The following is a 14,764-nucleotide window of genomic DNA, read 5'->3' as shown; positions in this document are numbered from 1 at the left end:
CCCACCAACCCACCCACACCCGAACCCACCACCACCGCACGCTCACCCAACAACGCCCGCGACCCCACCAACGACCACGCCACATCACCCACACCAGCAACCGAAGCCGAATCAGCGTCAACCCCCGACCCCAACCCCCCCACCACCGACACCAACCGACCCGCCTGACCAGCCAACCCCCCACCACCACACCCCGACACCACCAACGGCACCACCAAGGGCTCGTCCTGTACGGCCAACGCCCCGGCCGTCTCCACGCTCCCGGCCGACTCGGCAGCCGCCGGCAGCATCTCCGCCGGCGCCGCCTCCAGCACGACGTGCGCGTTGGTACCCGACACACCGAACGACGACACACCCGCCCGGCGGGGCCGGTCCACCTCGGGCCACTCCCGCGACTGCGTCAACAGCTCCACCGCACCCGCCGACCAGTCCACATGCCGCGACGGCCGACCGACGTGCAACGTCTTCGGCAGCACGCCGTGCCGCATCGCCTGCACCATCTTGATCACACCGCCCACCCCGGACGCCGCCTGGGTGTGGCCGATGTTGGACTTCAGCGAGCCCAGGAACAACGGACGCTCCGCGTCCCGCCCCTGCCCGTACGTCGCGAGCAGCGCCTGCGCCTCGATCGGGTCGCCGAGGGGCGTGCCGGTGCCGTGCGCCTCCACCGCGTCCACGTCCAGCGGGGTCAGGCCGGCGTCGGCCAGCGCCGCGCGGATCACCCGCTGCTGCGACGGGCCGTTCGGCGCCGTCAGACCGTTGGACGCACCGTCCTGGTTCAGGGCGGTGCCACGCACCAGGGCCAGAACCCGGTGCCCGTTCCGCCGCGCCTCGGACAACCGCTCCAGCACCAGCATCCCGGCACCCTCGCCCCAGCCGGTGCCGTCGGCGTCGTCGGAGAACGCCTTGCAGCGCCCGTCCGGCGACAGGCCGCGCTTGCGGCTGAACTCCTGGAGCACACCGGGCGTGGACATCACCGTCACGCCACCGGCCAGGGCCAGCGTGCACTCCCCGCGCCGCAGCGCCTGCACCGCCAGGTGCAACGCCACCAACGACGACGAACACGCCGTATCCACCGTCACCGCCGGACCCTCAAGGCCGAACACATAACTGATCCGCCCCGACGCCACACTGGTGAGGCTGCCGGTCAGCAGGTAGCCGTGCATGTCCGGGGCCGGCTTGTGTAGGGCGGGGCCGTAGTGGGTGTACGGGACGCCGACGAAGACGCCGCCGGGCTGTCCGGCCACCGACTGCGGGTTGATCCGGGCGGACTCCAGCGCCTCCCAGGCGACTTCGAGCAGCAGCCGCTGTTGCGGGTCCATGCCCAGCGCCTCACGCGGGCTGATGCCGAAGAGGGTGGCGTCGAAGTCGGCCGCGTCGTGCAGGAAGGAGCCGTAGCGGGTGCAGCAGGTGCCGACCTTGTCGGGGTCCGGGTCGTAGAGGTTCTCGACGTCCCAGCCGCGGTCGGTGGGGTAGCCGCTGATGGTCTCCTCGCCGTTGGCGACCAGACGCCACAGGTCGTCGGGCGAGTGCACGCCGCCCGCGTAGTGGCAGCCCATGCCGATGATGGCGATCGGATCGTCGGCGTCCGCCGGCGCCGGGTCGGACAGCACGTCTCTCGGCAGCACAGCCTTCGGCAGCACGGCCTCGGAGTCCGGCGGCCCGGTCCGGGCATCGTCGGTGTCCGGGCCGAGCAGGGACTCGCGCAGGAACCGGGCGACGGCGCCGCAGGTCGGGTAGTCGAAGAGCAGGGTCGCCGGAATCCGGACCCCGGTGGCGGCGGTCAGCAGCTCACGCAGCCGGGTGCCCACCGACTGGTAGACCCCGAGTTGACGGAACGCCAGGTTCTCCGCGAACGGCCCCGGCTTCCCGGTCGCCGCGGCGACCTGGGCGCGGACGGTGTCCAGCAGCAGGCGGTGCTGCTCGGGCGCGGTCGCTCCCCGCAGCCGGCCGATCAGGCGCTCTGCGTCCTCGGTGCCTGCTGCGCTGGTGGGGAGGGAATCCTGCGACATGAGCGGCACCGCCTTGGTGAGAGACCGTCCGCGCCGCCGTGCGCGTCCCGGTGCTCGGGGACGATGCGGTGGCGGACGCCTGGCATGTTCATCAGGGGCGATTATGGGCACAGCGCAAACGGAGCAGGGCGCTGTGGAACCGCTCTCTAGGAGAACCTCTAGGACCGTCCGGCGGGAAGCACCACGCCCCCTGCCGACGGAGTTCGGCAGAGGGCGTGGTGCGGCGGTGGTCAGGTGGTCAGCGGTCGGCCCGGGCGCGGGTGAGGCCGGGGATGAGCACGGCTGCGGCGACGACGTGCATCAGCGCCAGCCAGAGCTTGGTGCTGGTGCCCTGGCCGCTGCCCAGCGGGCCGGCCAGCGAGATCAGCAGGAAGACCGAGGCGATCACGGTCCAGTTCCTGCGTCCCTTCGCGGAGCGCTCCAGCAGGCTCAGCAGGCCCCAGCCGATCAGCCCGAACAGGACGGTGGTCACGAGCACGTAGGCCAGCGTGATCTCCGTCGGCTTGGCGCCGGACCCGGAGCTGATCTTGGCCATCAGGCCGCCCGACACCGCCTGGTGGGCGATCAGCCACACCACCGTGGTTGCGACAGCGGCGGCGACGACGGTCAGGACGCGCCTCAGCGACGTGCTCATGGGCGGGGTACCTCCAGGCGGGGGTTGGCGGTCGGAAGAGGGTCGGGTAAGGCGTCGGGGCCGGGGAAGGCGAGGGCCTGCGCGGACGGGGGTTCGCACAGACCCTCCTCGGCCGCTCCCCGGAGCAGGGCGCGGACGGCCGCGTACCCGGTCGGACCGAGGTCCGCGGTGAACTCGTTGACGTACAGGCCGATGTGCTGCTGCTGTACCTCGGGGGCCAGTTCCTGGGCGTGCTCCCGGACGTAGGCCCGGGAGTCGTCGGGGGCGGCCCAGGCGTGCGCCACCGAGGCGCGGATCGCGGTGGCGATCTCCAGCAGCCGGGGTGCGCCGAGCGAGCGCCGGGCCACGATGGCGCCGAGCGGGATCGGCAGGCCGGATCGGGACTCCCAGGCGGCGCCCAGGTCGGCGGTCATGTGCAGCCCGAACTCCTGGTAGGTGAACCGGGCTTCGTGGATGACCAGGCCGGCGTCGACGGTGCCGTCGCGGACCGCCGACATGATCTCGTGGAACGGCAGCACCACGATCCTGCCGACGCCGCCGGGCACCGCGTGCCGGGCCCAGAGCCGGAACAGCAGGTAGGCGGTGGAGCGTTCGCTGGGCACCGCGACGACCGCACCGGTCAGCTTCTCCGGGGTCGCCGCGGGGTCGGCGGTGACCACCAGCGGGCCGCAGCCGTGGCCGAGCGCGCCGCCGCAGGGCAGCAGCGCGTAGCGGTCCAGGACGCCGGGCAGCGCCGCGTAGGAGATCTTCAGGATGTCGCCCTCGCCGCGCTCCACCATGCCGTTGGTGACGTCGATGTCGGCGTGGGTCACCTCGACCGGGGGTGCACCGGGCACCAGCCCGTGGCTCCAGGCGTGGAAGACGAAGGTGTCGTTGGGGCACGGTGAGTAGACGATCGACAGGGCGTCGGACACGGCCGCCTCCTCGTTGCCGCTCGATCCGGTTGGCTGACTGGTGACGCTGTGGAGCATAGGGGGAGGCCGGGACCGTACGGGGGCCCTGACCGGCCGCTGCGGCGAGGTGTGGTGTTTTCCCCAGAACACCCCCGCGAACCTGTCATCAAGCGTCGTCCGCATGACCGAATGACCCGGTGACGCCCGAGACCTCCCCACGAGGGGCCGCCGCAGGGTTCGCCCGTGCACCCGAGGGACCACACGATGACTCTCGTTGACTTCGACGAGGCGCCCACGAAGCGCTGGCTCGGCACCGACCTGGACGACTGGACCCGGCAGGTGGTCCGGCGCCACTTCGACCCGGTGGCCGGCAGTCCCTACTGGCTGTCCCGGCGGCCGCACCTGGACTTCGATCCGCTGGAGATCACCCGGTACGAAGAGCTGTCCGCGTTCGGCCCGTTCTCGCTGGCCCGGCTGCGCGAGCTGGACCCGGCCGCGCTGGTGCCGCTGGACGTGCCGCGGCCGCTGGCGGGCCGGATCTGGGAGTCCGGCGGCACCACCGGCGCGCCCTGCCGGGTCTTCTACACCGCCGCGATGGCCGACCACCACTCGCAGTGGCGCCGCTTCGGCCTGGAGCTGACCGGCTTCGAGCGCGGCCGTACCTGGCTGTACGCGTGCCCGAGCGGTCCGCACATCGTGGGCCGGGGCGCCAACCAGATCGCCGAGATGTACGACTCGACCGTCTACACGATGGACCTGGACCCGCGCTGGATCAAGCAGTTGATCCGCAACAACCACCTGGCCATCATGAACACCTACGTCGAGCACACCATCGAGCAGATGACGGACATCCTGGAAACCGGGCGGATCAACTACCTGGAGACCACCCCGGCCATCATGCAGGCGCTGATCAACCGCCGCCCGGAGCTGGTCGCCGGACTGTCCGGGGTGGGCCTGGGCGGCACCCAGCTCTCCCCGGTGATGTACAAGGAGATCGCGGCGGCGCTGCACGGCGGGGTGATCGGGGCCACCTACGGCAACACCTTCGGCTGCGCCACCGGCCTGCCGGCCGGACAGGGCGGCGCGGTACTCCCCTACCTGCCGAACTTCCCGCAGGTCACCATGGCCGTCGTGGACCGCGACGACCCGGAGCGGATCGTGGAGTACGGCGAGACCGGGCAGGTCCGGCTCACCGTGCTGCACGAGGACCTGTTCCTGCCGAACATCCTTGAGCGCGACCAGGCGGAACGTTTCGACACCGGTGCGGCGTGGCCGTGCGACGGGGTCGCCAACGTCCGGCCGCTGCAGATCACCCAGGCCGCACCCGAGGGTCTCTACTGAGCCGCGCGGCGTCAACACCCGATCGATGAGGAGTCGTTGGTGGATATCGGACTCAAGCGCGAGCTGGAGCAGAAGGTTCTCGCGGGCGAGCGGCTGTCCCGCGAGGACGGCGTCGCGCTCTACGGCAGCGACGACCTGGCCTGGCTGGGCGGCATGGCCCACGAGGTGCGGACGCGGAAGAACGGCGACGCCGTGTTCTTCAACGTCAACCGGCACCTCAACATGACCAATGTGTGCACCGCCTCGTGTGCCTACTGCTCGTTCCAGCGCAAGCCGGGCGAGAAGGACGCGTACACCATGCGCATCGAGGAGGCCGTGCGCCTGGCCAAGACGATGGAGAACGAGCAGCTCACCGAGTTGCACATCGTCAACGGCCTGCACCCGACCCTGCCGTGGCGCTACTACCCTCGCTCGATCCGGGCCCTCAAGGAGGCGCTGCCGCCGACGGTGGCGATCAAGGCGTTCACCGCGACCGAGATCCACTGGTTCGAGAAGATCTCCGGCCTGCCCGCCGACGAGATCCTGGACGAGCTGATCGACGCCGGCCTGGAGTCGCTGACCGGCGGCGGCGCGGAGATCTTCGACTGGGAGGTGCGCCAGCACATCGTCGACCACGCCACCCACTGGGAGGACTGGTCGCGCATTCACCGCCTGGCGCACAGCAAGGGCCTGAAGACGCCGTGCACCATGCTCTACGGCCACATCGAGGAGCCCCGGCACCGGGTCGACCACGTGCTGCGGCTGCGCGAACTGCAGGACGAGACCGGCGGTTTCCAGGTCTTCATCCCGCTGCGCTACCAGCACGACTTCCACGACTCGCAGGACGGGATCGTGCGCAACAAGCTGATGGCGCGCACCACCATGGCGACCGGCGCCGAGGCGCTGAAGACCTTCGCGGTCTCCCGGCTGCTGTTCGACAACGTCCCGCACGTCAAGGTGTTCTGGGTGATGCACGGGCTGCAGACCGCGGGCCTGGCGCTGAACCACGGCGCCGACGACATCGACGGCTCGGTGGTCGAGTACAAGATCACCCACGACGCCGACAACTACGGCACCCCCGACAAGATGACCCGCGAGAGCCTGCTCGACCTGATCCGCGACGCCGGCTTCCGGCCCAAGGAGCGCAACACGCGCTACGAGGTCATCCGCGAGTTCGAGGGTCCCGACCTGACCCTGCGTGAGACCCCGCAGCCGATGCGGGTCTGAGCCACCCGACGAGCAACCTGACGTTCCATCATCCGGAAACCGACGAGGGCAGGTGACTGCAGTGACCACGAAGCAGGGCGAACAGCTCGAAGTCTGGATCGACCAGACACTGTGCACGGGCGACGGCATCTGTGCGCAGTACGCACCGGACGTGTTCGAGCTGGAGGTCGATGGCCTGGCCTACGTCAAGGACGCGGACGGCGCGCTGTGCCACGCCGACGGCGCGACCGTGGTGGTGCCCGCCGTGGCACTGCTGGACGTGATCGACTCGGCGCAGGAGTGCCCGGGCGACTGCATCCACGTCCGGCGCGTCGACGACGGCAGGGAAGTGTACGGGCCTGATGCCGAGTCGGACTGACGGCTCCGGGCCGGCCGGCTCGCTGCTGGCGATCAGCGACCTGCATGTCGGCCACTCGGAGAACCGGGCCCTGGTGGAGCGGTTGCACCCGGAGCACGACGACGACTGGCTGATCGTCGCGGGCGACGTCGCCGAGACCTTCGCGGACGTCGAGTGGGCGCTGTCGCTGCTCAGCCGGCGGTTCGCGCGGGTGCTGTGGGCGCCGGGCAACCACGAGCTGTGGACCCCGCCCGGCGACCCGGTGCGGTTGCGCGGCGAGGCCCGGTACCGCGCCCTGGTGGCCGCCTGCCGGTCGCTGGGCGTGCTCACCCCCGAGGACCCCTACCCGGTGTGGGAGGGGCGCGGCGGTCCGGTGACCGTCGCACCGCTGTTCCTGCTGTACGACTACACCTTCCGGGTGCCGGGTGCGGACACCAAGGAGGCGTCGCTGGCCCGGGCCTACGAGACCGGGGTGGTGTGCACCGACGAGATGCTGCTCGACCCCGCCCCGTACCCGGGCCGCGACGCCTGGTGCGCGGCGCGGGTCGAGCTGACCGAGGAGCGTCTGGCGGCCTGCGACCCGGCGCTGCCGACGGTGCTGGTGAACCACTACCCGCTGCTGCGCGCCCCCACCGACGTGCTGCGCTACCCGGAGTTCGCCCAGTGGTGCGGCACCGAGCGAACCGCCGACTGGCACCTGCGGTTCCGGGCCGCCGTCGTGGTCTACGGCCATCTGCACATCCCGCGCTCCACCCGCCACGACGGAGTGCCGTTCGAGGAGGTCTCGGTCGGCTACCCCCGGGAGTGGCGGCCCCGGGCCGCCGGCCCGGGGCGACCGCGCGCCATCCTGCCCGAGAACGGGAGTCCGCCGTGATCGAACCACTGCTGCCGCCCGGGGTGCGGCACGCCGAGGCCTTCGACGACCACCGGTCGGTGCCGCTGTACCCGGAGGAGGCGGCCCAGGTGGCGAACTCGGTGGCCAGGCGCCGCGCCGAGTTCGGCACCGGCCGCTGGTGCGCCCGCCAGGCCCTGGCCGGCCTCGGCCTGCCGCCGGGGCCGCTGCCCAGCGGCCCGAGGGGCGAGCCGCGCTGGCCGCACGGTGTGGTCGGGACGATCACCCACTGCGAGGGCTACCGGGCCGCCCTGGTGGCCCGCAGCGGCGACCTGCTGACGCTCGGCATGGACGCCGAGCCGCACGACCGGCTGCCGGCCGGCGTACTGGACAGCATCGCGCTGCCCGGCGAGCAGCGCTGGGTGGAACGGCTGGGCGGCGAGCTGCCGCTGGTGCACTGGGACCGGCTGCTGTTCAGCGCCAAGGAGTCGGTCTTCAAGGCCTGGTACCCGCTGACCGGCCGCTCGCTGGGCTTCGACGAGGCGGAGATCACCGTGGACCCGCGGCGGGCGGTGTTCCGGGCCCGGCTGCTGGTCCCGGGACCGGTCGCGGCGGGCCGGACGGTGTCCGGCTTCACCGGCCGCTGGCTGGTCGGCCGGGGCCTGGTGCTGACCGCGATCGCCGAACTGCGGCCGGTCGGGCTCCTGCCCACCGTCCCGCGACCCGCCGCCGCACACACCGCCTGACCGCCGCAGGACCCGTCCCAGGACCCGTCGCTGGACCACCGCACCGTCAGAGAGGCTGGACCCGATGCACGCTGTTCGGCCGAGGGGCGGAGCGCCGGCGCCGCCGACCGCCGTCGTGCTCGGCGGCCGGGGGTTCCTGGGGCGGAACGTCTGCACCGCGCTGCGGGCCGGCGGCTGGGAGGTGACCGCCGCCGGGCGCACCGGTGCGCCCGGTCCGCCCGGCTGCCGGGCGCTGCGGCTCGACCCGCTGCGCGAAGGCCCGGAGACCATCGTCGCGGCGCTCGCCGCGATCGCCCCGGCACTGGTGGTCAACACCGCCGGGGCGCTCTGGGACGCGGCCGGCGAGGACTTCGAACGGGGCAACACCGCCCTGGTGGCCGCCCTGCTGGCGGCCGTGGAACGACTGCCAGCCCCGGTCCGGCTGGTCCACCTCGGCTCGCTGTACGAGTACGGCACCCAGGCCGCGGACCGGCCGCTGCGCGAGGACCTGACGGAGCACCCGGTCGGCCCCTATGCCCGGTCCAAGCTGGCCGGCACCCGGCTGGTGACCTCGGCCGCCGCGAGCGGGCGGGTCGACGCGGTGGTGCTGCGGATCGCCACCGCGATCGGCCCCTGGACCCCGCGCCAGAGCCTGTTCGGCGGGCTGGCCCGGCAGCTGGCGGCCGCCCCGGACCGCGTCGAACTGCCCCCGCTCAGCGGCGAGCGGGACATCGTCGACTCCCGTGACGTGGCCGACGCGGTGCTGGCCGCCGCCGTCGCGGCCGCGGTCCCGCCGGTCGTCAACGTCGGACGGGGCGTCAGCGTCCCGGTCGCCGACGCGGTCGACGCGCTGCTGCGGATCTCCGGTGCGGAGTCGCGGGGGACGGCCGCACCGGTCGTCCGGACGGGCGGGGCGCGCGAGCGCCGGGACGGCGGGGTCGGCGGTCAGCCCCTGGACATCACCCTGGCGCGTACCGTCCTCGGCTGGTCTCCGGTGCGGGATCTGCCGGAGGCGCTGGGGGCGCTGTGGAACGGCATTCGGCACTGCGCGGACGGTTCCGACCCGATCGCGTCCCAACGGAGCATCACAGCGAACGGAGACACCTCTCATGCCTGACCCGGTGAAGAGCCACATCCTGGAGCAGACCCGCAAACTGCACCGCGAACGGTCCGACGCCATCGGGGAGTTCATCCCCGGCACGACCCCGATCCTGCCGTCCGGCGCGGTCCTGGACGAGGAGGACCGCGCAGCGCTGGTGGAGCAGGCCCTGGACCTGCGGATCGCGTCCGGCGCGGCCGCGCTGCGGTTCGAGCGGCTGTTCGCCAAGGCCCTGAAGGTGCGCAAGGCGCACCTGACCAACTCGGGCTCCTCGGCGAACCTGCTGGCGCTGGCCTCGCTGACGGTGCCCGAACTCGGCGACCGCCGGCTGCGCCGCGGCGACGAGGTGATCACGGTCGCCACCAGCTTCCCCACCACCGTCAACCCGATCCTGCAGCACGGTCTGGTACCGGTGTTCGTCGACGTCGACCTGGGGACCTACAACACCACGGTCGAGCGGATCGAGAAGGCGCTGACCCCGAAGACCCGGGCCATCATGATGGCGCACACCATGGGCAACCCGTTCCCGGTCGCCGAGATCGCCGAACTCGCCCAGGAGCACGGGCTGTTCCTGATCGAGGATAACTGCGACGCGGTCTGGTCGGAGTACCGGGGCAAGTTCACCGGCACCTTCGGCGACTTCTCCACCGTCAGCTTCTACCCGGCCCATCACCTCACCATGGGCGAGGGCGGCTGCGTGCTGACCAACAGCCTGGAACTGGCCCGGATCACCGAGTCGATGCGCGACTGGGGCCGGGACTGCTGGTGCGAGCCGGGCGAGGACAACCGCTGCCTCAAGCGCTTCGAGTACGAGCTGGGCGACCTGCCGTACGGCTACGACCACAAGTACATCTTCTCGCACGTGGGTTACAACCTGAAGACGACCGATCTGCAGGCCGCGCTCGGGCTGAGCCAACTCACCAAGCTGGGCGACTTCGTGGCCGCGCGGCGGCGCAACTGGCAGCGGCTGCGCGAGGGTCTGGACGGCATCCCGGCCCTGCTGCTGCCGGAGGCCACCCCGGACAGCAACCCCAGCTGGTTCGGCTTCGTGATCACGCTCACCGAGCAGGCCGGGTTCGGCCGGCGCGAGCTGGTGGACTTCCTGCAGTCCCGGGCCATCGGCACCCGGCTGCTGTTCGCCGGCAACCTGACCCGCCAGCCCGCCTACCGGGACGAGGCGTACCGGGTCAGCGGTGAGCTGACCAACAGCGACATCATCGCCGAACGCACCTTCTGGGTCGGCGTCTTCCCCGGTCTGACCACCGAGATGATCGACTACATCATCTCCTCCATCCGCGAGTTCACCGAATCCCACCGCTGACCCCACCGGAGTGCTGCCATGCCCGAGCGACTCGGCACCCGTGTGGTGCCGCCCCCGCCCCTGCCCCTCCCGGCCGCGACCACCGTCCCGCGCGGGTCCACGACCCCCGGCCCGCTGACCACCCGCGCGTCCCTCGCCACCGCGAAGGCGGCGCGGCCCCGGGTCGGCCACATCGAGTTCCTCAACTGCCTGCCGCTGTTCTGGGGCCTGGCCCGCACCGGCAGCCTGCTCGACCTGGACCTGCACCGGGACACCCCGGACGGCCTGAGCGACGCGCTCGCCGCGGGCCGGCTGGACATCGCCCCGATCAGCCTGGTGGAGTTCCTGCGCCACTCCGACGACCTGGTCGCGCTGCCGGACATCGCGGTCGGCAGCGACGGTCCGGTGATGTCCTGCCTGATCGTCAGCAGGGTCCCGCTGGACGAGCTGGACGGCGTGCCGGTGGCGCTGGGTTCGACCAGCAGGACCTCGGTGCGGCTGGCCGACCTGCTGCTGACCCAGGTGTACGGGGTGCGCCCGGAGTACTTCCCCAGCCCGCCGGACCTGCCCGCGATGATGGCGCAGGCCCCGGCCGCCGTGGTCATCGGGGACCCGGCACTGCGTGCCGCGCTCACCCAGGCCGAGGAGCTGAACCTCCAGGTGCACGACCTCGGCCAGATGTGGCGGGAGTGGACCGGACTGCCGTTTGTGTTCGCGCTGTTCGCCGCGCGGCGCGAGTTCGCCGAACGCGAGCCGGAGACGGTGCGCGAGGTGCACCGGGCCTTCCTGCGCTCCCGCGACCTCTCCCTCACCGAGGTCGACACGGTGTGCGAACGCGCCGCCCGCTGGGAGCCGTTCGACGCGGACACGCTGCGCCGCTACTACACCACCGCGCTCGACTTCAGCCTCGGCGAGCGGCAGCTCGCCGGGATCGCCGAGTTCGCCCGCCGGGTCGGCGGCGCCGAACTCGGTTTCCCGCCGGACGTGCGCGTGCGGCTGCTGGAACCGTCCCCCGCTTCCGCCTCTTCCGCAGAAAGGCCGTGACATGCCCGAACTGACCAACGGCGACAGCACCACCGCCGCCACCGGCGATACGACCGAGGTGCTGGCCCGCGCCGCCGCCGGCGGCCGGATCACTCCCGAGGAGGCGCTCGACCTCTACCGGCACGCGCCGCTGCAGGCCCTCGGCCGCGCCGCCGACACCGTGCGTCGGCGCCGCTACGCCGGCACCGAGCACATCGCCACGTACATCATCGAACGCAATATCAACTACACCAACGTCTGTGTGACGGCCTGCAAGTTCTGTGCCTTCTACGCCGCCCCCAAGGATGTGGAGAAGGGCTGGTCCCGCGACCTCGACGAGGTCCTGCGCCGCTGCGCGGAGACGGTCGAGCTGGGCGGCACCCAGATCATGTTCCAGGGCGGCCACCACCCGGACTACGGCGTCGAGTACTACGAGTCGATGTTCGCGGCCATCAAGCAGGACTTCCCGCAGCTGGTGATCCACTCGCTGGGGGCCTCCGAGGTCGAGCACATGGCGAAGATCTCCGGGGTCTCCGCGCGCGAGGCCATCGAGCGGATCCACACGGCGGGCCTGGACTCCTTCGCCGGCGCCGGCGCCGAACTGCTGCCCGCGCGGCCGCGTACCGCGATCGCGCCGCTCAAGGAGTCGGGCGAGCGCTGGCTGGAGATCATGGAGATCGCCCACACCCTCGGTGTGGAGTCGACCTGCACCATGCTGATGGGCACCGGCGAGACCAACGAGGAGCGGATCGAGCACCTGCGCATGGTGCGCGACGTGCAGGACCGCACCGGCGGCTTCCGCGCCTTCATCCCGTACACCTACCAGCCGGAGAACAACCACCTCAAGGGCCGCACCCAGGCCACCTCGCTGGAGTACCTGCGGCTGATCGCGGTGGCCCGGCTGTTCCTCGACAACGTCGCGCACATCCAGGGCTCCTGGCTCACCACCGGCAAGGAACTCGGCCAGCTCACCCTGCACTACGGCGCGGACGACCTGGGCTCGGTCATGCTGGAGGAGAACGTCGTGTCCTCCGCCGGGGCCAGGCACCGTTCCAACCTGCTGGAGCTGATCCAGCTGATCCGCGCCGCCGACCGGGTGCCCGCGCAGCGCTCCACCACGTACGAACACCTGCGGGTGCACACCGACCCGGCCGACGACCCGGTCGACGAGCGGGTCGTGTCGCACCTGGCCTCGACCGCGGTGGACGGCGGCGGGGTCCGGCCCGACGCACGCCGACTGCTGAAGGTCACCCCGGTCTGACCGGCACGGCCGGTTCCGTCGAGAGGCAGACATGCACATCATTGGCAGGGGCTTCCTGGCGAGGAATCTCGCCGACGCGTTCGCCGACGCCCACCCCGAGGTGGTCGGGCTGGCGGCCGGCGTGTCGAGCACCTGGGTCACCGACCCGGCGGAGTTCGACCGGGAGGCGGCGGCCGTCTACGAGGCGATCCGGCTGTGCCGGTCGGAGAAGCTCACGCTGCTGTTCTTCTCCACCGCCTCGTACGCCATGTACGGGACCACCAGCGGCCCGGCGCACGAGGCCGGGCCGCTGTTCCCGCCCTCCGTCTACGGCCGGCACAAGCTGGCCCTGGAGTCCTGCGTCCGCTCCGGCGGGGTGGACCACCTGATCCTGCGGCTGAGCCACGTGGTCGGGCCCTACCAGCGGGAGCACCAGTTGCTGCCCTCGCTCGTGCAGCAGGTCAAGGACGGGTCGGTGACCGTGTTCCGCGGCGCGCACCGGGACCTGCTGGACGTCACCGACCTGGTGGCGGTCATCGACCGGCTGCTGCGCGAGGGCGTCCGCAACGCCGTGGTGAACGTGGCCTCGGGGATGCCGCAACCGGTCGAGCTGATCGTGGACGGGGTGGCCCGCCGGCTGGGTGCCGATCCGGAGCGGCTGGAGCTGCCCGGACGGCCGTCCCGTACCGAGGTGTCGCTGCGTCAGCTGGTGGAGCTGGTACCGGACTTCACGGCTGCCTCGGTCGACGGACCGTGTTACCTGAACCGGCTGCTGGACCGCTACCTGGCCCCGGCGCCGTCGCTGGACTGAACCGTCCACCACAGCAGGGCCCGTGAGGCCCCGCCCGCCGGACCGCGGGGACGCGGTTCCGGAAGGCGGGGCCTCGCGGGCCCTGCTGCAGGGATTCGGCCGGGCCGGCAGGCCCAGTTGTCCGGCAGGCTCAGTTCTTCGACAAGAAGTGTTCGACCTCGTCGGCGGCGCGCGGGGCTCCGCCGCCGGCCCGGATCGCCTCGCTCATCCGGGCGACCCGCTCACGGATCCCCTCGTCCCCGGTGACCCGCTCCACCACGGAGCGCAGCGACTCGGCGTTCAGCTCGCCCTCCAGCAGTGCGCCCAGGCCGAGTTCGGCGATCCTGCGGCCGTTGACGGTGTGCTCCGGGGTGTGCGGGACGACGACCACCGGGCGCCGGAAGTACAGCGCCTCGATGATGCTCCCCATCCCCCCGTGGCAGACCAGGACGTCGGCGGACGGCAGCACCGCGGTGTGCGGCAGCCACTCGTGCGCCTCCAGGTTGGCCGCCGCCGGGATGTCGTGCGCGGTGTTGCCGCGGCCCAGCGTCATCACCGCGTGCCAGCCGCCGTCGGCGAAGGCCTCGGCGCAGGTACGGAAGAAGCCGGCCCGCTCGTTGGACTCGGTGCCCAGCGAGATCAGCACCACCCGGTCGGCCCCGGCCGGCGGCGCCCACTCCACGCCCGGCGGGGTGTCCGGGACGCAGTGGCCGACGAAGGTGTAGCGCTCGTCGAAGGTGTCCCCGGCCGGCTGGAACTCCCGGGGCAGGAACACCAGGTTGTGCTCGTCGTGCGCGGCCATCATGGCCCACACCCGCTCCTCGTCCGGCTCGATCCCGGACAGCGCCTCGAACACCGCCTCCACCGCCCGGTCGACCTCGGGCGAGTCGGCGTCGAACACCTCGGCGTGCAGCGAGTACTTCTCGTTGGAGGCGACGTAGGGGAAGTACTGCAGCGTCGGCCGGTCCCAGTCGCGGGCCAGGGTGCGGGCCGCGACGAAGCTCTCGTAGTCGTACAGGATCAGGTCGGGCAGGTCGTCGGCGAAGGCCTCGCGGGCGGCGGGCAGGACCATCCGGGTGCTGTCCGCCAGGAAGGACAGGCCCACCTCGTGCAGCTCGTTGGAGTCCACGGAGGCGCCGCCGCTGAGCCGGCTGCGGGCGGCCGGGTAGCCGACCAGGCGCGCGCCGACCGCCTCGACCACCGGGCGGGTGGCCTCGTCCAGGACGTAGCTGACCCGGTGGCCGCGCTCGACCAGCAGCCGGGACACCGCCAGGGTCGGGGCGAAGTGACCGAAGTCAGAGAAGGCGAAGATCAGGACATGGGACACGGTGG

Annotated in this window: 14 protein-coding genes; 10 read left to right on the top strand and 4 right to left on the bottom strand. The window is 72.0% G+C overall.

Going from position 1 to position 14,764, the window contains the following annotated elements:
• From ABH925_RS33990 to ABH925_RS33980, 3 genes are all read right to left on the bottom strand, one after another.
• Positions 1 to 2,021 (bottom strand): beta-ketoacyl synthase N-terminal-like domain-containing protein (locus ABH925_RS33990; protein ID WP_370154581.1); only part of this gene is annotated, 2,021 nt, incomplete at its 3' end.
• A 229-nt stretch (positions 2,022 to 2,250) separates the two neighbouring features.
• Positions 2,251 to 2,646 carry a DUF6069 family protein gene (locus ABH925_RS33985; protein ID WP_370154578.1) on the bottom strand — a complete coding sequence of 132 codons (396 nt, stop codon included), beginning with the start codon at positions 2,644 to 2,646 and terminating at the stop codon, positions 2,251 to 2,253.
• Positions 2,643 to 3,617, bottom strand: coding sequence for a 1,4-dihydroxy-6-naphthoate synthase (locus ABH925_RS33980; RefSeq protein ID WP_370154575.1), 975 nt, complete (start codon positions 3,615 to 3,617; stop codon positions 2,643 to 2,645). The genes ABH925_RS33985 and ABH925_RS33980 overlap by 4 nt, the downstream gene beginning before the upstream one ends.
• Positions 3,618 to 3,803: 186 nt before the next feature.
• Here ABH925_RS33980 and ABH925_RS33975 point away from each other — a divergent pair, with 186 nt between their 5' ends.
• From ABH925_RS33975 to ABH925_RS33930, 10 genes are all read left to right on the top strand, one after another.
• A complete protein-coding gene (locus ABH925_RS33975; RefSeq protein ID WP_370154573.1) occupies positions 3,804 to 4,880 on the top strand; it encodes an arylcarboxylate reductase in 1,077 nt (358 codons plus the stop codon).
• A 39-nt stretch (positions 4,881 to 4,919) separates the two neighbouring features.
• On the top strand, positions 4,920 to 6,086 hold the full coding sequence (gene mqnE / locus ABH925_RS33970; RefSeq protein ID WP_370154570.1) for an aminofutalosine synthase MqnE: 1,167 nt from the start codon (positions 4,920 to 4,922) through the stop codon (positions 6,084 to 6,086).
• Between the two features lie 61 nt (positions 6,087 to 6,147).
• On the top strand, positions 6,148 to 6,444 hold the full coding sequence (locus ABH925_RS33965) for a ferredoxin (protein WP_370154567.1): 297 nt from the start codon (positions 6,148 to 6,150) through the stop codon (positions 6,442 to 6,444).
• A complete protein-coding gene (locus tag ABH925_RS33960; RefSeq protein WP_370154564.1) occupies positions 6,428 to 7,297 on the top strand; it encodes a metallophosphoesterase in 870 nt (289 codons plus the stop codon). Before ABH925_RS33965 ends, ABH925_RS33960 begins: the two co-directional genes overlap by 17 nt.
• A complete protein-coding gene (locus ABH925_RS33955) occupies positions 7,294 to 8,001 on the top strand; it encodes a 4'-phosphopantetheinyl transferase (RefSeq protein WP_370154561.1) in 708 nt (235 codons plus the stop codon). The genes ABH925_RS33960 and ABH925_RS33955 overlap by 4 nt, the downstream gene beginning before the upstream one ends.
• A 64-nt stretch (positions 8,002 to 8,065) precedes the next feature.
• Positions 8,066 to 9,097, top strand: coding sequence for an NAD-dependent epimerase/dehydratase family protein (locus ABH925_RS33950; protein WP_370154558.1), 1,032 nt, complete (start codon positions 8,066 to 8,068; stop codon positions 9,095 to 9,097).
• Positions 9,090 to 10,400: a lipopolysaccharide biosynthesis protein RfbH gene (gene rfbH / locus ABH925_RS33945; protein WP_370154555.1), complete on the top strand. Its 1,311-nt coding sequence runs from the start codon at positions 9,090 to 9,092 to the stop codon at positions 10,398 to 10,400. The genes ABH925_RS33950 and rfbH overlap by 8 nt, the downstream gene beginning before the upstream one ends.
• An 18-nt stretch (positions 10,401 to 10,418) precedes the next feature.
• Complete coding sequence (locus ABH925_RS33940; RefSeq protein ID WP_370154552.1) at positions 10,419 to 11,423, top strand: menaquinone biosynthetic enzyme MqnA/MqnD family protein; 1,005 nt, start codon at positions 10,419 to 10,421, stop codon at positions 11,421 to 11,423.
• Between the two features lies 1 nt (position 11,424).
• A complete protein-coding gene (gene mqnC / locus ABH925_RS33935; protein WP_370154549.1) occupies positions 11,425 to 12,663 on the top strand; it encodes a cyclic dehypoxanthinyl futalosine synthase in 1,239 nt (412 codons plus the stop codon).
• A 31-nt stretch (positions 12,664 to 12,694) separates the two neighbouring features.
• Positions 12,695 to 13,453, top strand: coding sequence for an NAD-dependent epimerase/dehydratase family protein (locus ABH925_RS33930; protein WP_370154545.1), 759 nt, complete (start codon positions 12,695 to 12,697; stop codon positions 13,451 to 13,453).
• A gap of 130 nt (positions 13,454 to 13,583) precedes the next feature.
• Here the strand turns inward: ABH925_RS33930 and ABH925_RS33925 are convergent, their stop codons facing one another.
• Positions 13,584 to 14,759, bottom strand: a complete 1,176-nt coding sequence (locus ABH925_RS33925) for a macrolide family glycosyltransferase (protein ID WP_370154542.1) — start codon at positions 14,757 to 14,759, stop codon at positions 13,584 to 13,586.
• Positions 14,760 to 14,764: the final 5 nt, after the last annotated feature.

It is taken from the genome of Streptacidiphilus sp. EB129 (assembly GCF_041262645.1).
Taxonomy (GTDB): domain Bacteria; phylum Actinomycetota; class Actinomycetes; order Streptomycetales; family Streptomycetaceae; genus Streptacidiphilus.
The sequence above is the reverse complement of the archived record's forward strand: the minus strand, read 5'-3'. Positions and strand labels throughout refer to the sequence as shown.